The sequence below is a fragment of the Polaromonas sp. P1_F2 genome, assembly GCF_056405735.1.
Window position 1 is genome coordinate 219,708 of record NZ_JBFUBN010000006.1, and the last position, 24,915, is coordinate 244,622.

The following is a 24,915-nucleotide window of genomic DNA, read 5'->3' on the forward strand; positions in this document are numbered from 1 at the left end:
CTGCCCTCCCCCAGTGGGGGAGGGAGTTCTTTACAGTGCCGCGACCAGCTCAGGCACGGCCGTGAACAGGTCGGCCTCCAGGCCGTAGTCCGCTACGCTGAAGATAGGCGCTTCGGGATCCTTGTTGATCGCCACGATGACCTTGCTGTCCTTCATGCCGGCCAGGTGCTGGATCGCGCCGGAAATGCCGGCAGCAATGTACAGCTGCGGCGCGACGATCTTGCCGGTCTGGCCCACTTGCCAGTCGTTGGGGGCGTAGCCCGCATCGACGGCGGCGCGCGAGGCGCCCAGGGCCGCGCCCAGCTTGTCGGCCAGCGGCGTCAGCACTTCGTTGAACTTCTCGCTGGAGCCCATCGCGCGGCCGCCCGAAACGATGATCTTGGCGGCGGTCAGCTCAGGGCGGTCGCTCTTGGCGATCTCGGAACCCAGGAAAGACGACTTGCCGCTGTCGGCCACGCCCGCAGGCGTTTCGATGGCGGCGGAGCCACCGGTGGCAGCCGCGGCATCAAAGCCGGTGGTGCGCACGGTGATGACTTTGGTCGCGTCCAGGCTTTGCACGATGGCGATCGCGTTGCCGGCGTAGATCGGGCGCTCAAACGTGTCGGCGGCGTCGACCTTGGTGATGTCGGAGATCTGGCCCACGTCCAGCGTCGCGGCCACGCGCGGGGCGATGTTCTTGCCCGAAGCGGTGGCGGGAAACAGGATGTGCGAATAGGCGGAAGCGATGGCGACTACCTGCGCGGCCATGTTCTCGGCCAGGCCATGGGCGAAGTGTTCGCCTTCGACGTGGATGACCTTGGCGACGCCGGCAATCGCGGCGGCGGCCTTGGCGGCGGCTTCGGCGCCCTTGCCGGCCACCAGCACATGCACGTCGCCGCCGCACTGGGCGGCCGCGGTCACGGTGTTGAGCGTGGCGGGCTTGATGGAGTTGTTGTCGTGTTCTGCGATTACGAGTGCGGTCATTTCAATCAACTCCTTAGATAACTTTGGCTTCGTTCTTGAGCTTGTCCACCAGGGCGGCCACGTCGGCCACCTTGATGCCGGCGCTGCGCTTTGGCGGCTCGCTGACCTTCAGGGTCTTGATGCGCGGCTTGACGTCGACACCGAGTTCTTCGGGCTTGATGTTGTCGAGCTGCTTTTTCTTGGCCTTCATGATGTTGGGCAAGGTGACGTAGCGCGGCTCGTTGAGGCGCAGGTCGGTGGTGATGATGGCCGGCAGCGTGAGCGAGAGGGTTTCCAGGCCGCCGTCGACTTCACGCGTGACCTTGGCGATGCCGCCTTCAACTTCAACCTTGGAGGCAAAGGTGGCCTGGGGCCAGCCCAGCAGCGCGGCCAGCATCTGGCCGGTCTGGTTGCAGTCGTCGTCGATGGCCTGCTTGCCGAGGATGACGAGCTGGGGTTGTTCTTTTTCGACCAGGGCCTTGAGCAGCTTGGCGACGGCCAGCGGCTGCAGTTCTTCGGCGGTTTCGACCAGGATGGCGCGGTCGGCGCCTATGGCCATGGCGGTGCGCAGGGTTTCCTGGCACTGCAGCACGCCGCAGCTGACGGCGATGACCTCGGTGACCACGCCTTTTTCCTTCAGGCGGGTGGCCTCTTCGACGGCAATCTCGTCAAACGGGTTCATGCTCATCTTGACGTTGGCGATGTCGACACCAGTGCCATCGGATTTGACGCGGACTTTCACGTTGTAGTCGACTACACGCTTGACGGGGACCAAGACCTTCATGACAGGGCTCCAGAGTTGTTGATGAGATGTATTGATTGACGTTGACGTAAACGTAAGCTTTGCATTCTATGCTGCGGCATGCCGGGTGCGGGCTGCGGGGCCGGCGGCCGGAAGGTAACCAGCGCTGCCGGGCAGAAAAAGAACGGTCGTTCTATTTTTCATTATAGAGGGCGGAACAGGGGGAATTAGAGCATCCTGCCCAACCGTTGTCCTAAAGGTGTCTTTCAGGCGCCAATTGCCCCGCGGCCAGGCGCCCTCCACGGGTAGCAGCCGGCTCAGGAGGGTTTGGCGGCGTCGCCGTCCACCGTGACACGGGTGTGCACCACGCGCTGTGGGTAAGGAATGTCGATGTTGTTCGCCCTAAGGGATTCCAGGATGGCGAGGTTGATGCGGGAGCGCAGGTTTTGCTGGCCGTTTTCCGGGTCGGCCATCCAGTAGTTGAGCGTGAACTCCAGCCCATCGGCGCCGAAGTTGGTCAGGTTGGTGCCGGGGGCCGGGTCGCGCAGCACACGGTCCTGCCTGAGCGCGGCCTCGTTGAGCAGGCGCATCACGAGTTCCACGTCGCTGTCATAGCCCACCGAGACCACGGTGGACTGCAGCACCTGCGGGTCGCTCAGCGAGAGGTTTTCAACGCGGGTGCTGATGAACATCTCGTTGGGCACGATGGACTCGCGTCCCGAGGGCGCGCGCACCACGGTGTAGCGCGCGTTGATGTCGGTGATGCGGCCCTCGAAGGTGTCGACCCGGATGTTGTCGCCTATGCGCACGCTGCGCTCGGCCAGCATGACAAAGCCGCTGACGTAGTTGGCGGCCAGCTTCTGCAGGCCGAAACCCACACCCACACCTATCGCGCCGCCCAGCACCGACAAGGCCGTAAGGTCTATGCCCACCGAGGACAGCGCCAGCATCAGGCCCACAAACATCAGCACGGCGCGCACCGCGTTGCTGACGGCCTTGCGCAGGGACAGTTCGTTGCCGGTGGCCTTGCGCAGCAGGCGTGACTCGATGGCCGACGAGATCCACAGCGTGATCAGCAGCACCACGCCGGCCGTCACCGCGCCTTCGAGCATGGTGCGCACCGACAGGTTGCTGTTGCCTATCTTCCACTTGATGCCGTCTAGCTCTTCCAGCACCACGGGCAGCAGGCCGCTGACCCACAGCACCATGGCGATCCAGGCCAGCCAGGAGATGGTGCGCTCCAGCGCCCGCACCAGCGGCGCATCCTTGAAGGCCACCTGCAGCACCTTGACGCCCAGGCGTATCGCGGCCAGCGAGACCAGCACGGGAATCGCCACCTTGAAGAGCGCCAGCGGAAACATGCGCTCCAGCAAAGCCTGGGCCGCGTAGGCCAGGAACAGCAGCAACAGGGGGAAAAGCACACCGTCGATCACGCGCCGCCCGAACAGGATAGAGCTGTCGTCGACCGCCATGCGCGCGCGGCCCGCCACGCGCACCACCAGCCAGGCCAGCAACGCGCAGCCGATCAGCGCGGCCACCTCCGTCAGCGTGGTGGGCTGGGCCAGCGCGGCGAACCAGCCGTCCAGGTTGTCGATACGGGCGGGGGGTCGGGTCGTCAGGGCGCCGGCGCTGGCCATTGGGGTTTCCTTTTTTCGATGAAGGCCTGTACGCCCTCCTGTGCAACGGCATGGGCCATGTTGCGGGCCATGGACTGGCCCGCGAGCTGGTAGGCGGCCTCGATGCCGGTTTCACGTTGTTGGTAAAAAAGCGCCTTGCCCATGGCCAGTGCCTCGCGCGGTTTGGACAATAGCGACTGCAGCAATTTTTCGACTTCGTCGTCCAGCGCTTCGAGCGGCACGACACGGTTGACCAGGCCGCGCAGGCGCGCCTCGTCGGCCGTGATGAAGCCGCCGGTTAACAGCATCTCCATGGCCTGCTTGGCCGGGATGTTGCGCACCAGCGGCACGCTGGGCGTGGCGCAGAACAGGCCCACGTCGATGCCGTTGACGCCGAAGCTGGCGCTGCCGGCCGCCACGGCCAGGTCGCACTGCGCCACCAGCTGGCAGCCGGCCGCGGTGGCCAGGCCCTGCACCCGCGCGATGACCGGCACCGGCAGCTTCTGGATACTGAGCATCATGCGCGTGCACTGGGCGAAGAGCTTCTGGTAATAGGCCAGTTCGGGCTGCGCGCGCATGTCTTTGAGGTTGTGGCCGGCGCAAAAGGCCTTGCCTTCGGCCGCGATAACCACCGCGCGCGCCGCGCCGTCGGCCGCGACCGCATCGAGCGCGGCCTGCAGCGCGGCCAGCACGTCCTCGCTAAGGGTATTGAAACTCGCGGCGCGATTCAGCACCAGCCGGTGCACGCCACGCGCGTCCTGGGTATGCAGCACGGGTGCCGAAAGGTCAGCGGATGCGGCGCTCATGAAACAAACCTCCTACAGGTCGGCCAGCACGCGGATGTGGGCTTCCACGCTGCGTGCCAGCGCGTTCAGGTTGTAGCCGCCTTCCAGCGACGAAACAATCCGGCCCTGCGAGTGGCGTTTCGCAACGTCTTTGATGCGCTGGGTGATCCAGGCGTAATCCTGCTCGACCAGGCCCATCTGGCCCAGGTCGTCGTCGCGGTGCGCGTCGAATCCGGCGCTGATAAAAATCATCTCGGGCTTGAACTCTTCCAGGCGCGGTATCCACATCATCTCGACCAGTTCGCGCACGTCCATGCCCTTGGTGTAGGCCGGCACGGGCAGGTTGAGCATATTGCCGGCGTGGCTTTCAGTGCCGCTGTAGGGATAAAGCGGGTGCTGGAAAAAGCTCACCATCAGCACCCTCTCGTCGCCGCTCAGGATGTCCTCGGTGCCGTTGCCGTGGTGCACGTCGAAGTCGACAATCGCCACGCGCTTGAGGCCGTGGCGCTCCAGCGCGTATCGCGCGGCGACGGCGACGTTGTTGAAAAAACAGAAACCCATGGCCTTGTTGTGGCAGGCATGGTGGCCGGGCGGGCGCACGGCGCAAAAGGCGTTTTCGAGTTCACCTGAAAGCACGGCATCGGTGGCGGCCAGCGCGGCACCGGCGGCGCGCAGGGCGGCGTTCCAGGTGTGCACGTTGAGGGCGGTGTCGGGGTCGATCTGGGCATAGGCCGGACCGCCCGCGCGGATGTCGTCAGCCAGGTGGTCGCTCAGGCCGCGCAGAGCAGCGACCATCATGCGGTCATGCGCGAGTTCGATGTCGCCCAGGGCCGCCTGCGGCGCCTCGCGGGCGTCCAGCGCGTCCTTGACGCCGATGGCCAGCAGCCAGTCGTCGATGGCGTCGAGCCGCTCGGGGCATTCCGGGTGCCCGGCCCCCATTTCGTGCTTGCGGCAGTCGGGATGGCTGAAATAACCGGTCGCGTTCATCGGGAAACCATCGGGCAATGTTTTACGAAAATTTACGGTATGGTTGACGCCATGAATGTCACAGAAAAACTTCAAGCGCTCCTGAATCAGCTTAACACGGTCATCGTCGGCAAGCCGGCCCAGGTGCAGGATTGCGTGGCCTGCCTGCTGGCCGGCGGCCACCTGCTGATCGAGGACGTGCCGGGCGTCGGCAAGACCACGCTGGCCCATGCGCTGTCGCGCTCTTTCGGCCTGCAGTTTTCGCGCGTACAGTTCACCGCCGACCTGATGCCCAGCGACCTGTCGGGCGTGTCGATCTACGAGCGCCAGAAGGAGAGTTTTGTGTTCCACCCCGGGCCGGTGTTCGCCCAGGTGCTGCTGGCCGATGAGATCAACCGTGCCAGCCCCAAGACCCAGAGCGCCCTGCTCGAGGCCATGGAGGAAAAACAGGTCACCGTCGAAGGCGAAACCCGCCCCCTGCCCCTGCCCTTTTTTGTGATCGCCACGCAGAACCCGCACGACCAGCTCGGCACCTACGCCCTGCCCGAGTCGCAGCTGGACCGCTTCCACATGCGCATTTCGCTGGGTTACCCCGACCGCGCCGCCGAGCGCGAGCTGCTGCGCGGCGCCGACCGGCGCGAGATGGTCGAACAGCTGCCCGCGCTGCTGGCGCCGCACGACCTGCTGGAGCTGCAGCAGATGGTGGCCAAGGTGCATGCGTCCGAGCCGCTGCTCAACTACCTGCAAGACCTGGTGGCGGCCACACGGTCGGGCCGCTGGTTTTTGCAAGGCCTGAGCCCGCGCGCCGGCATCGCCATCATGCGGGCCGCCAGGACCCAGGCCTTTCTGAGCAAGCGCGACTACGTTGCGCCCGACGACATCGCCGCGGTGCTGCCCCAGACCGCCGCGCACCGGCTGATTCCCGTCAGTGACGCCGGGCGCGGCTCGGTGGAACAGGTACGCGCCATGCTGGAAGCCGTGCCCCTGCCCTGAGCACGGCCCCAAAAATCACGTCATCCGCTTTTTCCGCCCCTTCCCTCTCCTTATGGCCGCGCTGGCATCCACCCTCAACCCCCTGGCCTTTGTGCGTGCCCGCTTCCAGGCCTGGTGGCAAAGCAAGCTGCCTTTCACCGACAGCGTGACGCTGACCCAGCGCAACGTTTACATCCTTCCCACCCGGCCGGGCTGGATGATGGGCCTCACCCTGCTGGTGCTGCTGGTGGCCGCCATCAATTACCAGCTGAGCCTGGGCTACCTGTTGACCTTCTTGCTGGCCGGCAGCGCGCTCGTCGGCATGCATGTCTGCCACGGTACGCTGCGCGGCCTGTCCATGAACCTGGTCGCGCCGCACGCCCAGTATGTGGGTGCCACCGCCGCTTTCGAGGTCAAGCTGACCAACACCCGGCGCACTGTGCGCCACGGCATAGGCCTGAGCGTGCTCAACCCGCATGACGTAGACGCCGAAAAAGGCCGCGAGCGGCACTGGGCCTGGACCGACGTGCCCGCGCAGGGCAGCAGCGTGGTGCAAGTGGCCTTCACGCCGCCAAAGCGCGGGCTGCACAGGCTGCCCACGCTGACCGCCGAAACCCGCTTTCCGCTGGGCACTTTCCGCGTCTGGACCGTCTGGCGGCCCGCCGCCCAGGTCCTGGTCTACCCCGCGCCCGAAGCCCACCCCCCGCCCCTGCCGCCCGGCGAACCCCGCTCAGGCGGCGCCGCGGCCGCCCTGCGCGCGCAAAGCAGCGGCGAATTCGACGGCGTGCGGGGTTACCGGCGCGGCGACCCGATGAAACTGGTGGTCTGGAAGAAGGCTGCCAAGGACGACGGGCAAGGCAGCGGGCTGGTGGTGCGCGACACGCAGCAGGCGCAACGGCACGAACTCTGGCTGGACTTTGCGCAGGCCGGCTCGGCCGGCGTCGAGCAGAAGCTTTCCAGGCTGTGCGCCTGGGTGCTGCTGGCGGACAAGCTGTCGCTGGACTATGGGATGCGGTTGCCTTCTTTGGAGATCAAGCCCTCCAGTGGTGAGGCACACAAGCGCTTGTGCCTGGAGGCGCTGGCGGTATGTTGAGATTTTCTGCTTCTGTTTCTTTTCGGCGGGAGCGCACTTTGCTGAGGCCTGCTGGCCGGGGGTTGCCCGGCGGCAACTCACTTTTCTTTTGCTTCGCCAAAAGAAAAGTAAGCAAAAGAAAAGGCGACCCTGGTTGCTGCGTCCCTACGCTTCGCTACGGGCAACCTGCGGTGCTCGGTCCAGCCGGGGTCTCGCTAAACTCGCCTTCGGCTCAGACAACGCGATCCCTGATCCGTCTGGACCTCCGCTCCTCGGCGCATCCACAAGGGGTGGGGAAGGAATACCAATACCGAATACCTGAAGAAACAAGGACTCGCCTTGGCGAGTCCTTGTTTGTCTTGGTTTGTTCTTTGGTATTTGCCTTCTGTCCCCGWTCCCGMTTGCCCCGTCCTGGCTGGGCCGAGGAGCGCAGACGTAGGCGGATCAGGGATCGCGCTTGTCTGAGCGAAGCGAGTTTGCGCGAGACCCCGCCGGAGTCGAGCACCGCAGGTTGCCCGGAGCGAAGCGCAGGGACCCAGACTGCGGGTCGCCTTTTCTTTGGTGACTTTCTTTTGGCGAAGCAAAAGAAAGTTACTTGCCGCCGGGCAACCCCGGCCAGCAAGCCTCAGCAAAGAGCACACCCGCCAAAGCAATCGACAGCTTTCAACGTCCCCGCCTTGCCAGGCGGCCAGCAGGAGAACCCATGCTGAGCCGCCTCAACTCCCTGCCTCGCGACGCCCGCGACACCCTATTCCTGCTGGCAGTCATAGCCTGGATCCTCCTACCGCAGGTCAACGAACTCCCCCTCTGGTGCAGCGCCCTCGCAGCCGCCGTGCTGCTCTGGCGCGGCCGGCTGGCCGTGCTGGCGCGGCCGCTGCCGGGCAAGTACTGGCTGCTGGCGCTGCTGGCCCTCACCATCAGCGCGACATGGATCTCGCATCGCTCGCTGCTGGGCCGCGACGCGGGCGTGACCATGCTGGTGGTGCTGCTGACGCTCAAGACGCTGGAGCTGCGCGCGCGGCGCGACGCGTTCGTTGTGTTTTTCCTCGGCTTCTTTTGCATGCTGAGCAATTTTTTCTACTCGCAGTCCCTGCTGACGGCCTTCAGCATGGTGGTGGGCCTGCTGGGCCTGCTGACCATGCTGGTCAACGCGCACATGCCGGTCGGCAGGCCGCCGCTGGCTCAGGCCGCCAAAACCGCCGGCTGGATGGCACTGCTGGGCACGCCCATCATGCTGGTGCTGTTCATGCTGTTCCCGCGGTTGGCGCCTTTGTGGGGAGTGCCCGGCGACGCCATGACGGGGCGAAGCGGCCTGAGCTCCAGCATGCAGGTGGGCACCATCGCAAAACTGGCGCTCGATGAAAGCGTGGCCCTGCGCATCAAGTTCGAGGGCGCGCCGCCGCGCAAGCAGGACATGTACTTTCGCGGCCCGGTGCTGTCCAGTTTCGACGGCGTCGAGTGGCGGCCCGCGCGCCTGAACGCGGCGGCGCGCTACGGCGTGACGGCCGATCTGGCGGTCTCGGGCGAACCACTCAACTACGAAGTCACGCTGGAGCCCACCAACCGCCCCTGGCTGTTCGTGATGGAAGCGGCGGTGCAAAACCCCGCGCTGCCGGCCGGCTACCAAAGCGCGATGCAGCCCGACCTCCAGTGGCTGGCCAACCGCCCTTTCACCGACCTCGTGCGCTACAAGGCCCAGAGCTACCCCGCCTTCCAGCACGGCCCGCTGCAATCCGTGCCGGGCCTGCAGGAGTTCAGGGACCTGCCATCCGGATTCAATCCCCGCACCCTGGCGCTGGCCAGTGAAATACGCGGCGACCCGCGCCTGCGAGGCGCGGACACCGCCCGGCTGGTGGAGGTGGTGCTGGAACGCCTGCGCACCGGCGGCTACACCTACACGCTGGAGCCTGGTGTTTACGGCCAGCACACGGCCGACGAATTCTGGTTCGACCGCAAGCAGGGCTTTTGCGAGCACATCGCTTCGGCCTTTGTCATCCTGATGCGCGCCATGGACGTTCCGGCACGCATCGTCACCGGCTACCAGGGCGGGGAAGTCAACAGCGTCGACGGTTTCTGGGTGGTGCGCCAGAGCAGCGCCCACGCCTGGGCCGAGGTCTGGCAGTCGGGCCGCGGCTGGATACGTGTGGACCCGACCTCGGTGGTCGCGCCCGCGCGGATCGGTGAGTTCGAACGGCTGGTGGTGCCGCAAGGCGCTGTCGCGCGGGCCCTGGGTTCCTTCAGCCCGACGTTCATGACCCAGTTACGCCTGTTCTGGGAAGCGGCCAACAACAACTGGAACCAGTGGGTGCTCAACTACACCCAGGGCCGGCAGCTCGACCTGCTGAAAAACCTCGGCTTTGAGTCGCCCAGCTGGGAAGACCTGAGCTATGTCCTGATTGCCATCATCGTGACAGCCGCCCTGCTGGGTGCCGGCTGGACCTTGTGGGACCGCGCCCAGCACGACCCCTGGGTGCGCCTGCTGGCCCGCGCGCGCAAGCGGCTGGACAAGGCCGGCATTCCCAGCACGCCGGCCAGTTCACCGCGCCAGCTCGCACAGGAGGTGCTGGCCCGCTACGGCCAGCAGCCAGGCAGCGCCGCCCAGGCCCTGGCCGATTGGCTGCTGCGCCTGGAGCAGCTGCGCTACGCCGCCGCGCCGGCCGCTGCGGGCAAAGCACCGCCGCAACTTCAGGCACTCCGGGAAGAGTTCAGCCGGCTGGCATGGCCTGCGTAGAGCCATTCACACAACCCTCCTGGCGTTGTTGCGCCGCCTTGCCAGGACCGCTTCGCCGGGTTTTGTGAATGGCTCTTAAAATCGGGCTTGCTTTACCTCCTCCCTGATCGCCGCGCCATGCCCCTTCACCGCTCCGGACTTGCCCTTTTGCTGACGGCGGCCCTGGCCTGCTCCGCCTGGGCCGGAGACACCCAGCCCGCCCGGAAAAAAGTCTCGGCCAACGCCGCGCAAACCCAGGGCCCCTTGTATTCGACGCGGCCCGAGGCCATGCAGTTCGCCGACGACATGGCCGCTCGCCGCGACCTGGACCCCGACTGGGTGCGCGACGCCATAGGCCAGTCGCGCTACAACGCCACCGTCGCGCGCCTGATGCAGCCGCCCACCAAGGCTTTCGTCAAGAACTGGCGGGTCTACCGCAGCCGTTTCATCGACCCGGTGCGCATTGATGCCGGCCGCCGCTTCTGGCTGGAAAACCAGCAGACCCTGGAGCGCGCCGAAAAGGAATACGGCGTGCCCGCCGAGATCATCGTCGGCATCATCGGCGTGGAAACCATCTACGGCCGCGACACAGGCAGCTTTCGCGTAATGGACGCACTCACCACACTGGCCTTCGACTTCCCGGCCAATCATCCCCGCGCCAGGGAGCGCAGCGAATTCTTCAAGGGCGAGATCGAACAGTTCCTGACCTTGCAAAGCCGGCGCGAAGCCAGCCCCTTCGACGCGCGCGGCAGCTTTGCCGGCGCCATGGGCATGCCGCAGTTCATGCCCTCGAGCTGGGTCAAGTACGCCGTCGATTTCGACGGCGACGGCAACATCGACCTCTGGAACAGCCCCGCCGACGTGATCGGCTCCGTCGCGAGCTACTTCAAGGCCTTCAACTGGCAGCCCGGCATGCCCACGCACTACCCGGTCAGCTTCGACAAAAGCAACCTCGACATGGTCGCACTGATGGCGCCCGACATCCTGCCGACCTTCAGCGTTGCCAGCTTCAGCGCCAAAGGCGCGGTGCTCGAAGGCCCCGCCCTGCAACACCCCGGCCCGCTCGCGCTGATCGAACTGCTCAACGGCCAGGACGCCCCGCAGTACGTGGCCGGCACCGAAAACTTTTACGCCATCACACGCTACAACTGGAGCAGCTATTACGCGATGGCGGTGATTGAGCTGGGGCGGGAAGTGGCGGCGCGGGTGAGGCAGTGATGCCGTGACCGGCTTAGCGCAGGCCGGCCATATCAGGATCACGCCGGCCCAGCCGTGCTATTCGGGCCTGATGTTTGCGCTCTTGACCAGCTTGCCCCAGCGATCCGCCTCCGACTTGATCAGGGCAGCGAACTGCTCGGGTGTACCGCCGCCGAGTTCGTTGCCCTGGCCCAGCATCTGCTCCTTGATGGTCGGGTCGGCGAGCGCCTTGTTGACGGTTTCATTGAGCAACTTGATGAGGGCCGCGGGCGTTCCGGCCGGCGCTACCAGCCCTTGCCAGTTCTGCACCTCGAAGCCCGGCACGCCGGCCTCGGCCATGGTGGGCACATCGGGAAACAGCGGCGAACGCGTCTTGCTGGTGATGGCCAGCGCGCGCAGCTTGCCGGCGCGGATCGAAGGTGCGGCCGAATACATCTGCTCGAACATCATGTCCACCTGGCCGCCCATCAGGTCGGTCGTGGCGGGCGCTCCGCCCTTGTAAGGAATGTGGGTGATGGACAGGCCGGCCAGCGACTTGAACATCTCGCCCGACAGATGGTGCGAGCCGCCCAAGCCGCCGGAGGCAAACGACAGCTTGCCGGGGTTGGCCTTGGCGGCGGCGATGATGTCCTTCACGCTCTTGAACTGGGAGCTCGCGGGCACCATCAGCACCAGCGGCCCCTTTTCGATCAGGCAGACCGGCACCAGCTCTTTGGCGGGGTCGAAGTTCATTTTCTTGAACATGGTTGGGTTGACCGCCAGCGGAGCGAAATTTCCCATGCCGATAACGTAGCCGTCCGGTTTCGCATGGGCAACGGCCTCGGTCCCGATGTTGCCGCCTGCGCCTGGCTTGTTATCCACAAGCACCGGCTGGTTCAGCGCCGTGGAAAGGAAGCGGCCGATCTGGCGCGAGCGCTGGTCGGCATTGCCGCCTGCCGAGTAGGGACAGATCAGCGTGATGGGTTTGCTGGGGTATTTGTCCTGGGCCCAGGCCAGCGAGGGCAGAGCGATGACAACCGAAGTGGCTTGCAGGAGGTGGCGGCGTTTCATGGGGAATCCTTGATATCTGTGGTGTCCCCGACCTTAATGTGCGTAACTGTCAATCTGCTGCCAATGGGGACTGGTGGTTTCCCGTAGGGGGCAGCCGTTGGGACCCGAGGTCCCACATACGCCGTGCGACATGGATGCCAGGCCGGGCCGGATATCACAAACTCACCGAAGGTTGAGAGCGAAACACCTCAGTCCGGCTCCGCTCAGGAGTGAAATCGTCAGTCCGTCTTGCCCAAAGGCCAGCGATAAGCCAGCACCGCCGACAGCGGATAAAAATGCTCACGCACCTCATCCAGCTGGTTGCCGCCCCACAAATACACATACTCCGCATCGGCGCGAAGGAAAAAGCCGACATGGCCTTTCCAGCCGCCGGGGTCTTCGCGCGACAGCACGGCGATGCAGCCGGGCACGGGTGTCTCCAGGGGTTCACCCCACTCCAGCCACGAACGCGCCAACGCTGAGCCGGTGCCGGGAATGCCGGCCTGGGCCAGCGACCAGTTGACGAAGGACGAGCACCAGGAAGCCTTGTCGTCATACCCGCGAATATTCGTCAGTGCGTGGTATTCGGTGACCCGGGGGTTGCTCTGGCCCACGGGAAAGGTGCGAACGCCGGCTTCGGCAAAGGCGATTGGGATCCAGGGTGGTTGCTGCATAAAAGTCAGGCGCAAGCCGTAACCTCAATTTCGCACGCAAGCTGCGGAGTGGCTCTCGGCCCAAAGAGCGGCGCGCGCCTTGGCGGACACCTGGTTGATTCTGTCGATAACGCGCCGGCTTTCAAAGGCCTCGCCCTCACCGGAGCAAAGGGCCGTCTGAACGTCGATGATAAGGAGAGCGCCGTTGTCGTCATGGATCAAGGTCTGATGTTGAGATGTTGGAGGACGGGGAAATTCAGCCTGCCGCAATTTGCAGATTCGACCAGTGCTTAGTTTGCATCGCCGGAGCCACGCCCTTGCATCGCCTCCTGCCACAGCCTGGTAAGTTCTCCCGGTCGATCAGGGTAGGTTTCGTACACGGCAACGCCCGGTGGAATCACAACCCAGGAAAGCGCACTTTTTGTCCAAATGTGCGCAACAGGTTCAAAGTCCCGTGCGTTATGCAATGTGCCGGGTAGCAGCGTCGCCATGGTTGGCTTGTCGGCCGGTTCCGCCCACAACCGGGTATCGCAATCAATGCACACCCTCGCCCTGCGCTGGCGCCCATTTCCCATATCAAACGTCAGGAGCTGCGGGCTTCCCTGCGTGACCTCCAGCGCCGAACGATCAACCCACATGGCCAGTCGCATGCTGCTGCCGGAGCGCCGCTGGCAGTCCGTGCAATGACACGCGTAGAACGTCAGCGGATGCGCGGTCAGCTGATACTGCACCTTTTTGCAAAGGCAGCTGCCGGTCCATGGAGGTGGTGAATCGGGGTAGCGCATTTTGGTCTAACGTTGGCCCTGTCTGAAAAGCCGCACGTATACGTTTATTCTTTGGCGGGTATAGCGCCTGCAGGCGGGCAAAGCCTCTCGCAAGGCGCACTCTCAACTGATGGTTCAGGCAGCATCCGCAAGCCGTGACGGGGAAAGTTCGAGGGCGAGGTATTTGGTGCCGGGAACGGGATTGAAGGTGACGGGTGCCGAAGCTTGAAAACCCAGGGATTCGTAGATGCGCTGTGCCGCAGCGAACTCCGGCAAGACATCGAGGCAGATGCGGGAATAGCCCGCAGCCCGCGCTTCATCAAGGATGCGCTCTATGAGCCGCCGGCCAAGGCTTTCGCCTCTCGCATCCGGCCGCACATAGACGCGCTTCATTTCACAGGTGCTTGCGTCAACGCGGCGAAGCGCGGCACACCCGACGACAACCGGCCCTTTCCACGCGAGAAGCAGGCGGCCGTCAGGCGCCGCGTACTTTCCGGGCAAGGCAGCGAATTCCGCCTCGTAATTCTGGAAGGCCAGGCTCACGCTGGGGCTGGCGACGTACTCCCGAAGGATGGCGACGACATGCTCAAGGTCGTCGGGGAAGATTGCGGGCTTGATGTCGGTCATGGCGAAAGCGTACTGCATTGTTGCAAGACAAGCACAACGGATGGGAATTGATGAAGCGCATCCTGCATGGTCGCCCCCAGGGGCACAGGCCAGGCTTGACCCGGACGTCAGCCGAATGGCGACGCGCGCATCAGCGCTCCAAAGAAGAGCGTACTTACATCACACCACATCATTGAAGCTCGGTGAGAGGCTGGACGGCCCAAGGCGGTATATCTTGGTAGAAGGCATGGAAACCTTCCGAAAAACTGCCGAAGTGAAGCCCATGGCTCTGCGCCAGGAGCGCCAGGCTGCGCGATGAGAAAAGGCTGATGTGCCCATTGCGTGGTGCGGCATACCACCAGCTGAGTGGCTGGCCGGCCTGGATATGCCCGTCAGACGTCAAGGTCGAGAACAGAAGCACACTCTCCGGTGACATCAGTTTCTTGAGGTTGGCCATCAACGCCCCGACGTCCGGAACATGCTCAAACACCTCAAAGGCGGTAATAAGGTCGAACTTGCCCAGCGTCTCAACCCTGAGGTCTCTATCCACAAAAGGGTCATATGAGGTGGATGGCCAATCGATTTCGCGCAACAGCCTGGACAGCGTGCCATTGCCGCCGCCATAGTCGAGATGCCTGAGGGCGGGATGCAGATTGCCGAATCCGGCGCGAAGCATGGTTGCGTTGGCTTTTGGTCGGGCTTCGAGGTAGTCGGGGTCGACAGCAACGTAATGATCGTTGTAGATTTTTTCCTCGAACTCCTGCAGGCTCCACGTGCAGATCTCCGGCGCGAAACAAAAAGCACAGTTCTGGCAAATTGCGTAAGTCACAGGCTCGCCGGAAAGCCCAAAGTTATTGGGGTGGCATGAGGTGTTGAAATCGACGGGATCAAGCAGTGTGCAATTGGCACTGCAGACCGGGCAAACCGTTTTGTCTGTCTTCATGGAGTTTTACGCGCATCGCGAGGCAGGAAGGCCACCTCAAGCTCTGGATGGTTGGTGGAATCGGAAAGCTTTTAGTTTCCCACAACCGGCTGAATCGTGATCTCCACCGTCATGGACTCTTCCCCGCCGCCCTGGCGCACACCCTTGATGGGCGGGCAGGCGTTGTAGTCGGTGCCCATGGCCAGGCGCACGTGGCGCTGGTCGATGAGGCAGCTGTGGGTCACGTCTATGCTGACCCAGCGGCGGGTGGCGACGTCCAGGCAGACGTCGCACCAGGCATGGCTGGCCAGGTCGGGTTCGTTGGCGGCGTAGAAGTAGCCGCTGACATAACGCGCCGGGTAGCCCAGGCTGCGGCAGATGGCGACCATCACGTGGGCCTGGTCCTGGCAGACGCCGGCCCCTGACTTGAAGGCCTCGAGCGCGGTGGTGGTCACGCTGGTGCTGTTCTTGCGGTAGCTCACCGCGTCGGCCACGCCCTTGCTCAGGGCCAGCAAGGCCTGCAGGTCAGCCCTGCCGTCCAGGCTTTGCGGAATAAAGCGACGTCCGAATTCGGCGAGTTCCCAGTGCGGTTCGGCCAGGTGGGTGGCACGCAAAAAGAAATAAGGGTGCGGCAGGGTCTCCGCATCATTGAACTCGGCCACGCCCAGGGTTTCAACGTCACCGGCCGCATTGACCAGGCTCCAGCGCACGTTGTCGGCATCCTTGCCGACAAAGGTGTAGGAACTGATGGTGTTGCCGAAGGCGTCGCGCTGGGTGAACAGCTTTTCGGGGGCGCCCAGGCTCCAGTAGTCCACCGTTTGCGCCGGGCCGGACTGCGGCGTGAGCCACAGGGTTTGCAGCGCATAGCGCAGCGGCTCGGTGTACCGGTAGTCGGTGATGTGCCGTACATGCAGTTTCATAGGCAGCTAGCCTTTCTGCCTCTTGCGGCGCATGCGGTGTTCAGTGGGTTGCCGGGACAAGAAACTCGCGGCTGATGTGCGCGCCTATCTCGTTGACGCGGTCCAAAAATTGGGTCAGGAAGGCGTGCAAGCCGGTGGCGAGGATTTCATCGATGCGGGCGTACTGCAGGTCGGCACGCAGCTTGCCGGCGCGGCGCTGGGTTTCGCTGGCCGTGTCGCTGGTCACCATGGCGAGGTTGCTCATGAGCTCGTTGAGGCAGGCCAGCAGCGAGCGCGGCATGTCGGGCCGCAGGATCAGCAGTTCAGCCACGCGTTCGGGCTTGATGACGTCGCGGTAGACCTTGCGGTAGACCTCGAAGCCGGAGACGCTGCGCAGGATCGCACTCCAGTGGTAGAAGTCGTACTCCTGGTCCTTCTCGCCGTCGGTGCCGAGAAAATCGTTCTGCACCGCGTGGAATTTCACGTCGACCAGACGGGCGGTGTTGTCGGCGCGTTCCAGGAAGGTGCCCAGGCGCAGGAAATGAAAGGCCTCGTCCTGCAGCATGGTGCCGGCCGTGACGCCGCGTGACAAATGGGAGCGGAACTTGACCCATTCAAAAAACTGGCCGGGGTCGCGCTCGAAGTCGCCGTTGCGCAGCATGCGTATGACTTCCAGGTAGGTCTGGTTCTGGGTTTCCCAGACTTCGGTGGTCAAGGTGCCGCGCACGGCACGGGCGTTTTCACGCGCGTTCTGCAGGCAGGAGACGATGCTCGAGGAGTTCTGCTCGTCGCGCACCATGAAGTCCATGACCTCGCGCGGGTTGATGCTGTCGCCGTACTTGGCAGCATAGGAAGGCTTGAGCTCACTGATGCTCAGCAGGCTTTGCCAGCCGCCCTGCACGACGGCGGCCGATTGCGGCAGCAAGGAGGTCTGGTAGTTGACGTCCAGCATCCGGGCGGTATTCTCGGCCCGCTCCGTGTAGCGAGACATCCAGAAAAGGTGATCGGCAGTACGAGACAACATGATTACGCTCCTCCCACTTTGGACGATGACTGCGACTGCGACTGCAATTGAGACTGGAACGCCACGGGCGATGACGGCCCTTCCAGAATCCAGGTGTCCTTGGTGCCGCCGCCCTGCGACGAGTTGACCACCAGCGAGCCGTCTTTCAGCGCCACGCGCGTGAGGCCGCCGGGCACCATCTGTACTTCCTTGCCGCTCAGCACAAAAGGCCGCAAATCGATGTGGCGCGGCGCGATGCCGCTTTCGACATAAGTCGGGCAGGTGGAAAGGCTCAGCGTGGGCTGGGCGATGTAGCCGGATGGATTGGCCAGCAAGGCGGCGCGGAATTCCTCGATCTCGGCCTTGGTGGCGGCCGGGCCGACCAGCATGCCGTAACCGCCGGCGCCGTGCACTTCCTTGACGACCAGGTCCTTGAGGTTGGCCAGGGTGTACTGCAAATCCTCGTTGTTGCGGCACATGTAAGTGGGCACGTTCTTGAGGATGGGTTTTTCGCCGAGGTAGAACTCGATCATCTTGGGCACATAGGGGTAGATGGACTTGTCGTCGGCCACACCCGTACCTATGGCATTGCACAGCGAGACATTGCCGCTGCGGTAGACGTTGAGCAGGCCCGCGCAGCCCAGCGTCGAATTCGGGCGAAAGGCCAGCGGGTCGAGGAAGTCGTCGTCGACGCGGCGGTAGATCACGTCGACGCGTTTGGGGCCGCGCGTGGTGCGCATGTAGACGAAGTTGTCCTTGACGAAGAGGTCCTGGCCTTCGACCAGCTCCACGCCCATCTGCTGCGCGAGGAAGGCATGCTCGAAATAAGCCGAGTTGTACATGCCGGGCGTGAGCACCACCACCGTGGGCTCGGCCGTGGCCGGCGGCGCCATGCCGCGCAGGGTTTCGAGCAGCAGGTCGGGGTAATGGGCAACGGGCGCGACACGGTTCTGGCTGAAAAGCTCGGGGAACAGCCGCATCATCATCTTGCGGTCTTCGAGCATGTAGCTCACGCCGCTGGGCACGCGCAGGTTGTCCTCGAGCACGTAGTACTCGCCCTCGCCCTGGGCATTGGGCGCGCGCACGATGTCGATGCCGCTGATGTGCGAATAGATGTTGCCGGGAACGTCGACACCCATCATTTCGGGGCGGAACTGCGCGTTCTGGAAGATCTGCTCGGATGGGATGACGCCGGCCTTGATGATTTCCTGGCCGTGGTAGACGTCGTGGATGAAGCGGTTGAGCGCCGTGACGCGCTGCACCAGGCCTTTTTCCATGCTGGCCCACTCGTGCGCGGGAATGATGCGCGGGATCAGGTCGAAGGGAATCAGGCGTTCGGTGCCGGCGCCGTCCTCGTCCTTGGCCCCGTAGACGGCAAAAGTGATGCCGACGCGGCGGAAAATCATCTCGGCTTCGGCGCGGCGCGCCTGCATCACGTCGGCCGGCTGTTTGGCCAGCCAGCGCTGGTAGCCCTGGTAGTGTTCACGGACGCTGGATTCCGTGGCATTCATTTCATCAAACATCGGTCGGCTCATTGGCTTGATCTCCAGCAAGTTTTTGCTCAGGGCACTGTTTTGACGTAGCTTAGCAAGTTATGCGCCAAGGCGGCGCAGGCCTCCACCAATTTTTAAGATTTAACGCCCAGGCACATGATGCCAGTAGCGTTTGCCCTCCTCCCGCTGGCAACGCAGGGCATCCGGATGCCGGCTGTCCCACAGCGCCGCGCCGCAGGGTGCAGACTTCACAAGGTGTATGCCGCGCGCCTCGTAGCGCGCCGCCACGGCCTCTGCCGGGTGGCCGAAGCGGTTGCGGTAGCCGGCCTGCGCCATGGCCCATTGCGGCTGCACGGCATCGAGGAAGGCCGCGGTCGACGAGGTCTTGCTGCCGTGGTGGGGCACCAGCAGGAAGTCGGCTTGGAGGCTGGCCGGCGCGCTGGCAACGAGCGCGGCTTCCTGGGGCGCTTCGATGTCACCCACCAGCAAGGCCGTGCGGCTGCCGTTGGAGATACGCAGCACACAGCTCATGGCATTGGGCTTGGCGGCCGCATCGTAGGCCGCGGCGGCCGGGTGCAGCAGCTCGAATTGCACGCCATCCCATTCCCAGCGCTGGCCGGCCATACAGCGTTCAGCCTTGCGCAGGGACTGCAACGGGTGGGTGTCTTCAATCGAACTGAGGAACCGGGCTCCCGGCTGCATCGCCAGCACCGCAGCCGCCCCGCCTATGTGGTCGATGTCGCGGTGGCTGATCATGAGGACGTCCAGCCGTTCGCCGAGCGCGCGCAGCAGCGGCACCAGCACGCGGTGGCCGGCATCGCTTTCGCGCGAAAAACGCGGGCCGGCGTCGTAGAGCAGGCTGTGGGCCGCGGTGCGCACCAGCACCGCATTGCCCTGTCCTATGTCGGCCGCCAGCAGTTCAAACTGCCCGGGCGCGACCCGCAGCGGCTGCCACAGCAGCACGGGCAGCAGCAGCGGCATGCCGAGCACGCGCCAGTGCCAGGGCAGGCGTGTGGCCAGCAAACCGCCGCCCGCCACACCCGCGGCGGCGCACCACAGCGGCGCCGCGGCCACACTGATCGAGGCCATGGGCCAGGCCGCCAGCCACTGCAGGAACAGCGCCAGCACGCTGACACAGCCCGCCGTGGCAGCCCAGGCCGGCGCCCAAAGCACGCCCAGCAGGGCCAGCGGCGTGATCAGCAAGGTCACGGCCGGAATGGCCACGGCATTGGCCAGCAGGCCGACCAGCGAGACCTGGTTGAACAACAGCAGCGACAAGGGCGTGAGCGCGAGCGTCACCACCCATTGCTCGCGCACGGCGCGTGCCAGGCCGGCCAGCCAGCGCGGGCCGAGCCGCCGCCATCCCGTCCGCGATGCGCCCGAAGAGTCCGTCCCTTCATCCCGCGCATGGCCTGCGCCCGCGTCCGTCGCAAACAGCACGCCAACCGCTACAAAAGAGAGCCAGAAGCCGGCCTGCATCAAAGCCCAGGGGTCTATGGCCACCACCACAGCCATGGCCAGCAGCCAGGTTTGCGTCCAAGGCCACTGCCGGCCGCCCTGGCGTAGCAGGATCACGGTAGCCAGCATCCAGATGGTTCGCTGCGCGGGCACGCCCCAGCCTGAAAACAGCGCGTACAGAACCGCCAGCATGAGCCCGCCCAGCGCGCCGGCGCCTGCCGCCGGCAGCGCCAGGCACAGCCGGGGCGTGAGGCGCACGGAACGCCGCCACAAGCCGCCGACCAGCAGCGAGGCGGCCCAGGCGAACATCGTGATGTGCAGGCCGGAAATGCTCATCAGGTGTGCGACACCGGTGGCCCGAAACACATCCCAGTCGGCCCGCTCAATGGCGTTCTGGTCGCCGACCACCAGCGCGGCGATGATGCCGGCCCACTGGCGGTTCTCCACACGCGCGAAAATTTTCTCGCGCACCACCTGCCGGGCTTGCTCCACAGGGTACCGCCAGCTGCTGGAAAGTTTTTCGGGTGGCGCGTCGTGCACGCCGGCACGCACATAGCCGGTGGCCTGTATGCCCTGCTCCCACAGCCACAGCTCGTAGTCGAAGCCGTGCGGGTTGCTGTTGCCGTGCGGCGCCTTGAGCCGCACCGTCATGCGCCAGCGTTCGCCGGCGCGCAAGGCCTGCGGCTGGCGCTGCAGGGCCAGCGCCGCTTCGAAGGGGTCCGCATCCTGGGCCAGGGGGCGAGGCTCGCGCCCGGCAAAGCCCGAATACCAGCCCAGCAGGATTTGTGGCGGCAGGGTGAGCTTGCGGCCGTCCAGGCGGGCGGACTCGATGCCGAGGCGAAAGCGCAGGCCGTCCTCGCCGGGCTGCGGCATGGCCAGCACGCTGCCGGTGACCTCGATGTCGCGGCCTTCCAGGGCCGGATCCAGCGCCGTGGACTGGAAAACGCAGGCCCGCCAGCCGGCCGAGCCCCATCCCAGCAACACCGCCAGGGCAAACGCGAGCATCGCCCTGCCCCATGGAGGTTTTATCGCGCGCCTGCCAAAACGCCACAAAAGCCCGGCCGCCGCGGCAGCCAGCAGGGAACACAGGACATAGCCAGGCTGCGGCCATAACGCGGATTGCTGCAATTGCAGGGCCGTGCCCGAGATGAAACCGGCCAGAACAGGCCCCGGGCTTATGGCACCTGGCCGTGACACGATGAATACAGCTAAGCCCAAAGCCGCCTCCCCTTACTTTTTTTGCTTTTTTTGAACCTGTTTAACGGGAGGCCCAGGCAAAGAGCCGACAGCGGGCCATGCAAACTCCGCATATGGCGCAGCTCTTGCTTTCAGAAATGCCGTCAAATCCGGGTAAGCTGTCTACGCGTCCTAATGTCCAGGCTGCATGATGTGGCGGCCTGTGATGGGTTTATTTTTCCGGCGGTGTGTAGCGCCCTGTTATTTTTTTAAGCGAGGTTGCCTTGTCCATCCACGTTGCCCTGAGCCACATCACCCACTACAAATACGACCGGCTGGTGAAACTCGGCCCCCAGGTGGTCCGCCTGCGGCCCGCACCGCACAGCCGCACGCAGGTGCTGTCCTATTCCCTCAAGGTCGAGCCCGCCGGGCATTTCATCAACTGGCAGCAGGACCCGTTTGCCAATTACCAGGCCCGCCTGGTGTTTCCCGAGCCGACACGCGAGTTCAAGGTGACGGTGGACCTGGTTGTCGAGATGGCGGTGTTCAACCCGTTCGACTTCTTCCTGGAGCCCGCCGCCGAGGAGTTCCCCTTCACCTACAACGCGCTGCAGGCCCGCGAACTCGCACCCTACCTGGCCACCCAGCCGGCGACGCCGCTGCTCAAGCGCTACCTCGAAAAAATCGACCGCACGCCCAAGCGCACCATCGACTTCCTGGTGGGCCTGAACCAGGGTCTGCAGTCGGACATCAAATACTCCATCCGCATGGAGCCCGGCGTGCAGACGCCCGAAGAGACCCTGCGCCTGGCCTGCGGCTCCTGCCGCGACACCGGCTGGCTGCTGGTACAGCTGCTGCGCCACATGGGCCTGGCCGCGCGTTTTGTCTCGGGCTACCTGATCCAGCTCAAGGCCGACGTCAAATCCATCGACGGCCCCAGCGGCGCCGAAGCCGACTTCACCGACCTGCACGCCTGGTGCGAAGTCTTTCTGCCCGGCGCCGGCTGGGTGGGCCTGGACCCGACCTCGGGCCTGATGGCGGGCGAAGGCCACATCCCGCTGGCCTGCACGCCCGAGCCCTCGAGCGCCGCGCCTGTCGAAGGCGGCGTCGACAAATCCGAGGTCGAGTTCGAGCACCAGATGGCGGTGCAACGCATCTACGAATCGCCGCGTGTGACCAAGCCCTATACCGAGGAGCAGTGGCAGGAGGTGCTGGCGCTGGGCGAAAAGGTCGACCAGGATCTCGCCGCCGGCGACGTGCGCCTGACCATGGGCGGCGAGCCGACCTTTGTGGCCACCACCGACCGCGACGCGGCCGAATGGAACATCGACGCCCTGGGCCCGACCAAACGCGGCTATGCGACCGAACTCGTGCAGAAGCTGCGCGCCGAATACGGCGAAGGCGGTTTCCTGCATTTCGGCCAGGGCAAGTGGTACCCGGGCGAGCAATTGCCGCGCTGGGCGCTGAGCATCTTCTGGCGCAAGGACGGCCAGCCGATCTGGCAAAACCCCGACCTGTTCGCCGACGAGCGCCAGCCTTGCCACTACACCAGCGCCGACGCGCAGCGTTTTGTGCAGACCCTGGCGGGCAAGCTGGGCCTGGCCACCACCTACATCACGCCGGGCTATGAAGACACCTGGTACTACCTCTGGCGCGAGCGCAAACTGCCGGTCAATGTCGACCCCTTTGATTCGAAGCTGGACGACGCCATGGAGCGCGAGCGCCTGCGCCGCGTCTTCATGCAGGGCCTGGATTCCGTCGTGGGTTACGTGCTGCCGCTGCAGACCAAGGAGCAGCTCAAGCAGAGAAACGCCGGTGCCTCGCCTTCGCTGGCCGGCCCGAAATGGACCACAGGCCCCTGGTTCTTCCGCGAGGAGCGCATGTATTTGATGCCGGGCGACTCGCCCATGGGCTACCGGCTGCCGCTGGATTCCGTGCCCTGGGTGTCCAAGACAGACTACCCCTACATGATCGAGGCCGACCCGTTTGCGCCGCGCCAGGAGCTGCCGGCCGCTTCGGCATTGGCCGCGCGCTACAACGGCAGCTTCAGCGCGGCCCGCGGCGCCACGCCGGTGGCGCCCTCCGCGGGCGGCAGTGCCAGTTCACTCGCGCAATACATGGCGCGCTACATGGCCGGCAATACAGCACTGACGCAGGCCAGCCGCATCCTGCAGTTCCGCCCGCTGGGCAATGCCGGTACGAACGGAGCCCAAGGCGCGGACGGAAAACCCGCCGGCGCCTCGCCCGAAGCAGCCGCGCCCCTGGACGACCGCGCGCCCAAGCCTTTTGAATCGGCCGCCTGGCTGACGCGCACCGCGCTGTGCGTCGAAGTACGCGACCCGCAGCGTGCCAACGGCCCCAAGGACAAACCCAAGGCCGACCCCGACAGCAAGGCCAACAAATCAGGCCGCGGCGAAACCGGCGCGATCTACGTCTTCATGCCGCCCATGGAGCGGCTGGAAGACTACCTGGACCTGCTGGCCGCGGTGGAAGCCACGGCGCAATCGCTGGGCGTGAGCATCGTGCTCGAAGGCTATCCGCCGCCGCGCGACCCGCGCCTGAAAATGCTGCAGGTCACGCCGGATCCGGGCGTCATCGAGGTCAACATCCACCCGGCCTACAACTGGGGCGAACTGGTGGAACACACCGAGTTCCTCTACAAGATCGCGCACGAGACGCGCCTGTCGGCCGAAAAATTCATGACCGACGGCCGGCACACCGGCACCGGCGGCGGCAACCACTTCGTGCTGGGCGGCGCCACGCCGGCCGACAGCCCCTTCCTGCGCAAACCCGAGGTGCTGGGCAGCCTGATCGCCTACTGGCACAACCACCCTTCGCTGAGCTATCTGTTCTCGGGCATGTTCATAGGCCCGACCAGCCAGGCGCCGCGCGTGGACGAGGCCCGCAACGACCAGCTCTACGAACTGGAAATCGCCTTGCGCGAGATCGAAAACAACCGCAAGAAGTACGGCGCCGACATGCCGCCCTGGCTGGTGGACCGCACCTTGCGCAACATCCTGGTCGACGTCACCGGCAACACCCATCGCAGCGAGTTCTGCATCGACAAGATGTATTCGCCCGACTCCGCCACCGGACGCCTGGGCCTGCTGGAGCTGCGCGCCTTCGAAATGCCGCCGCATGCGCGCATGAGCATCGCCCAGCAGCTGCTGCTGCGCGCATTGGTGGCACGCTTCTGGAACAAGCCCTACCACGGCCGCGTCACGCGCTGGGGCACCGAACTGCATGACCGCTTCCTGCTGCCCGGCTTTATCCGCATGGACTTTGAAGACGTGCTGACCGAGCTGCGCGAAGCCGGCTACCCCTTCGACATGGCCTGGTTCGAACCGCATTTCGAGTTCCGCTTCCCGCTGATCGGCCAGGTCAAATCCAACAGCATTGAGCTGACGCTGCGCAGCGCGCTGGAACCCTGGCACGTGATGGGCGAGGAAGGCTCGGCCGGCGGCACCGTGCGCTACGTCGACTCCTCGCTGGAGCGCATCGAGGTGCACGTCACCGGCCTCAACGACAACCGCTACGTGGTCACCGTCAACGGCCGCGCCCTGCCGCTGCAAAGCACGGGCCGCGTCGGCGAATACGTGGCCGGCGTGCGCTACAAGGCCTGGAACCCGCCTTCGGCCCTGCACCCGTCCATCGGCGTGCATGCACCGCTGACTTTCGACATCGTCGACACCTGGATGGAACGCTCGCTGGGCGGCTGCCAATACCACGTGGCGCACCCGGGCGGGCGCAGCTACGACACCTTGCCGGTCAATTCGTACGAGGCCGAAAGCCGCCGCCTCACGCGCTTTTTCCGCATGGGCCACACGGCGGGCAAGATGCGCGTGGCGCCGGCGCAGGCCAGCCGGGAGTTCCCGTTCACGCTGGACCTGCGTTGAGGGCGGCCGGGGCC

At 65.0% G+C, this 24,915-nt stretch carries 20 protein-coding genes; 5 read left to right on the forward strand and 15 right to left on the reverse strand.

All coding sequences use genetic code 11. The features are described from left to right. Positions 1-30: 30 nt before the first annotated feature. From AC1D0O_RS14350 to AC1D0O_RS14370, 5 genes are all read right to left on the reverse strand, one after another. Positions 31-963: an electron transfer flavoprotein subunit alpha/FixB family protein gene (locus tag AC1D0O_RS14350; RefSeq protein ID WP_477654173.1), complete on the reverse strand. Its 933-nt coding sequence runs from the start codon at positions 961-963 to the stop codon at positions 31-33. A 13-nt stretch (positions 964-976) separates the two neighbouring features. Beyond that, the gene (locus tag AC1D0O_RS14355) at positions 977-1,726 is read right to left on the reverse strand and encodes an electron transfer flavoprotein subunit beta/FixA family protein (RefSeq protein WP_477654174.1); all 750 of its coding nucleotides are present in this window, start codon (positions 1,724-1,726) and stop codon (positions 977-979) included. Between the two features lie 275 nt (positions 1,727-2,001). After that, positions 2,002-3,321 (reverse strand): mechanosensitive ion channel family protein, encoded by a 1,320-nt coding sequence (locus tag AC1D0O_RS14360; RefSeq protein WP_477654175.1) that lies wholly within the window; start codon positions 3,319-3,321, stop codon positions 2,002-2,004. Then, positions 3,300-4,106, reverse strand: coding sequence for an enoyl-CoA hydratase (locus AC1D0O_RS14365; RefSeq protein ID WP_477654176.1), 807 nt, complete (start codon positions 4,104-4,106; stop codon positions 3,300-3,302). Before AC1D0O_RS14365 ends, AC1D0O_RS14360 begins: the two co-directional genes overlap by 22 nt. Before the next feature lie 12 nt (positions 4,107-4,118). Then, the gene (locus tag AC1D0O_RS14370; RefSeq protein WP_477654177.1) at positions 4,119-5,072 is read right to left on the reverse strand and encodes a histone deacetylase family protein; all 954 of its coding nucleotides are present in this window, start codon (positions 5,070-5,072) and stop codon (positions 4,119-4,121) included. Between the two features lie 51 nt (positions 5,073-5,123). Here AC1D0O_RS14370 and AC1D0O_RS14375 point away from each other — a divergent pair, with 51 nt between their 5' ends. The 4 genes from AC1D0O_RS14375 (at position 5,124) to mltB (ending at position 11,023) form a co-directional block, all read left to right on the forward strand. After that, positions 5,124-6,044: an AAA family ATPase gene (locus AC1D0O_RS14375; protein ID WP_477654178.1), complete on the forward strand. Its 921-nt coding sequence runs from the start codon at positions 5,124-5,126 to the stop codon at positions 6,042-6,044. A 52-nt stretch (positions 6,045-6,096) separates the two neighbouring features. Further along, positions 6,097-7,116, forward strand: coding sequence for a DUF58 domain-containing protein (locus AC1D0O_RS14380; RefSeq protein ID WP_477654179.1), 1,020 nt, complete (start codon positions 6,097-6,099; stop codon positions 7,114-7,116). 682 nt (positions 7,117-7,798) lie between these two features. Continuing rightward, positions 7,799-9,826, forward strand: a complete 2,028-nt coding sequence (locus AC1D0O_RS14385) for a transglutaminase TgpA family protein (protein WP_477654180.1) — start codon at positions 7,799-7,801, stop codon at positions 9,824-9,826. Positions 9,827-9,943: 117 nt separating this feature from the next. Further along, the gene (gene mltB, locus AC1D0O_RS14390; protein ID WP_477654181.1) at positions 9,944-11,023 is read left to right on the forward strand and encodes a lytic murein transglycosylase B; all 1,080 of its coding nucleotides are present in this window, start codon (positions 9,944-9,946) and stop codon (positions 11,021-11,023) included. Between the two features lie 57 nt (positions 11,024-11,080). Here the strand turns inward: mltB and AC1D0O_RS14395 are convergent, their stop codons facing one another. The 10 genes from AC1D0O_RS14395 to AC1D0O_RS14440 all read right to left on the reverse strand — a co-directional run bounded on the left by AC1D0O_RS14395 (position 11,081) and on the right by AC1D0O_RS14440 (position 21,008). Further along, the gene (locus AC1D0O_RS14395) at positions 11,081-12,052 is read right to left on the reverse strand and encodes a Bug family tripartite tricarboxylate transporter substrate binding protein (protein ID WP_477654182.1); all 972 of its coding nucleotides are present in this window, start codon (positions 12,050-12,052) and stop codon (positions 11,081-11,083) included. Positions 12,053-12,270: 218 nt separating this feature from the next. After that, complete coding sequence (locus AC1D0O_RS14400) at positions 12,271-12,705, reverse strand: TIGR02594 family protein (RefSeq protein WP_477654183.1); 435 nt, start codon at positions 12,703-12,705, stop codon at positions 12,271-12,273. Positions 12,706-12,729: 24 nt separating this feature from the next. Continuing rightward, complete coding sequence (locus AC1D0O_RS14405; protein ID WP_477654184.1) at positions 12,730-12,906, reverse strand: hypothetical protein; 177 nt, start codon at positions 12,904-12,906, stop codon at positions 12,730-12,732. 68 nt (positions 12,907-12,974) lie between these two features. Beyond that, on the reverse strand, positions 12,975-13,469 hold the full coding sequence (locus AC1D0O_RS14410) for a GFA family protein (RefSeq protein WP_477654185.1): 495 nt from the start codon (positions 13,467-13,469) through the stop codon (positions 12,975-12,977). 114 nt (positions 13,470-13,583) lie between these two features. Next, positions 13,584-14,075: a GNAT family N-acetyltransferase gene (locus tag AC1D0O_RS14415; protein ID WP_477654186.1), complete on the reverse strand. Its 492-nt coding sequence runs from the start codon at positions 14,073-14,075 to the stop codon at positions 13,584-13,586. Positions 14,076-14,244: 169 nt separating this feature from the next. Then, positions 14,245-14,997 carry a class I SAM-dependent methyltransferase gene (locus tag AC1D0O_RS14420; RefSeq protein WP_477654187.1) on the reverse strand — a complete coding sequence of 251 codons (753 nt, stop codon included), beginning with the start codon at positions 14,995-14,997 and terminating at the stop codon, positions 14,245-14,247. Between the two features lie 71 nt (positions 14,998-15,068). Beyond that, positions 15,069-15,896 (reverse strand): transglutaminase family protein, encoded by an 828-nt coding sequence (locus AC1D0O_RS14425; RefSeq protein ID WP_477654188.1) that lies wholly within the window; start codon positions 15,894-15,896, stop codon positions 15,069-15,071. 40 nt (positions 15,897-15,936) lie between these two features. Then, positions 15,937-16,899, reverse strand: coding sequence for an alpha-E domain-containing protein (locus AC1D0O_RS14430; RefSeq protein ID WP_436155163.1), 963 nt, complete (start codon positions 16,897-16,899; stop codon positions 15,937-15,939). A 2-nt stretch (positions 16,900-16,901) separates the two neighbouring features. Further along, a complete protein-coding gene (locus AC1D0O_RS14435) occupies positions 16,902-18,413 on the reverse strand; it encodes a circularly permuted type 2 ATP-grasp protein (protein WP_477654189.1) in 1,512 nt (503 codons plus the stop codon). Positions 18,414-18,512: 99 nt separating this feature from the next. Further along, complete coding sequence (locus tag AC1D0O_RS14440) at positions 18,513-21,008, reverse strand: DNA internalization-related competence protein ComEC/Rec2 (protein WP_477654281.1); 2,496 nt, start codon at positions 21,006-21,008, stop codon at positions 18,513-18,515. A gap of 281 nt (positions 21,009-21,289) precedes the next feature. Here AC1D0O_RS14440 and AC1D0O_RS14445 point away from each other — a divergent pair, with 281 nt between their 5' ends. After that, entirely contained in the window at positions 21,290-24,901 is a 3,612-nt protein-coding gene (locus AC1D0O_RS14445) for a transglutaminase family protein (RefSeq protein WP_477654190.1), read from the forward strand. Positions 24,902-24,915: the final 14 nt, after the last annotated feature.

What these genes read in the sequence shown, in the direction of transcription:
- AC1D0O_RS14350 (WP_477654173.1), bottom strand. Translation starts at nt 963, where the DNA reads ATGACCGCACTCGTAATCGCAGAACACGACAACAACTCCATCAAGCCC.
- AC1D0O_RS14355 (WP_477654174.1), bottom strand. Translation starts at nt 1,726, where the DNA reads ATGAAGGTCTTGGTCCCCGTCAAGCGTGTAGTCGACTACAACGTGAAA.
- AC1D0O_RS14360 (WP_477654175.1), bottom strand. Translation starts at nt 3,321, where the DNA reads ATGGCCAGCGCCGGCGCCCTGACGACCCGACCCCCCGCCCGTATCGAC.
- AC1D0O_RS14365 (WP_477654176.1), bottom strand. Translation starts at nt 4,106, where the DNA reads ATGAGCGCCGCATCCGCTGACCTTTCGGCACCCGTGCTGCATACCCAG.
- AC1D0O_RS14370 (WP_477654177.1), bottom strand. Translation starts at nt 5,072, where the DNA reads ATGAACGCGACCGGTTATTTCAGCCATCCCGACTGCCGCAAGCACGAA.
- AC1D0O_RS14375 (WP_477654178.1), top strand. Translation starts at nt 5,124, where the DNA reads ATGAATGTCACAGAAAAACTTCAAGCGCTCCTGAATCAGCTTAACACG.
- AC1D0O_RS14380 (WP_477654179.1), top strand. Translation starts at nt 6,097, where the DNA reads ATGGCCGCGCTGGCATCCACCCTCAACCCCCTGGCCTTTGTGCGTGCC.
- AC1D0O_RS14385 (WP_477654180.1), top strand. Translation starts at nt 7,799, where the DNA reads ATGCTGAGCCGCCTCAACTCCCTGCCTCGCGACGCCCGCGACACCCTA.
- mltB (WP_477654181.1), top strand. Translation starts at nt 9,944, where the DNA reads ATGCCCCTTCACCGCTCCGGACTTGCCCTTTTGCTGACGGCGGCCCTG.
- AC1D0O_RS14395 (WP_477654182.1), bottom strand. Translation starts at nt 12,052, where the DNA reads ATGAAACGCCGCCACCTCCTGCAAGCCACTTCGGTTGTCATCGCTCTG.
- AC1D0O_RS14400 (WP_477654183.1), bottom strand. Translation starts at nt 12,705, where the DNA reads ATGCAGCAACCACCCTGGATCCCAATCGCCTTTGCCGAAGCCGGCGTT.
- AC1D0O_RS14410 (WP_477654185.1), bottom strand. Translation starts at nt 13,469, where the DNA reads ATGCGCTACCCCGATTCACCACCTCCATGGACCGGCAGCTGCCTTTGC.
- AC1D0O_RS14415 (WP_477654186.1), bottom strand. Translation starts at nt 14,075, where the DNA reads ATGACCGACATCAAGCCCGCAATCTTCCCCGACGACCTTGAGCATGTC.
- AC1D0O_RS14420 (WP_477654187.1), bottom strand. Translation starts at nt 14,997, where the DNA reads ATGAAGACAGACAAAACGGTTTGCCCGGTCTGCAGTGCCAATTGCACA.
- AC1D0O_RS14425 (WP_477654188.1), bottom strand. Translation starts at nt 15,896, where the DNA reads ATGAAACTGCATGTACGGCACATCACCGACTACCGGTACACCGAGCCG.
- AC1D0O_RS14430 (WP_436155163.1), bottom strand. Translation starts at nt 16,899, where the DNA reads ATGTTGTCTCGTACTGCCGATCACCTTTTCTGGATGTCTCGCTACACG.
- AC1D0O_RS14435 (WP_477654189.1), bottom strand. Translation starts at nt 18,413, where the DNA reads ATGAGCCGACCGATGTTTGATGAAATGAATGCCACGGAATCCAGCGTC.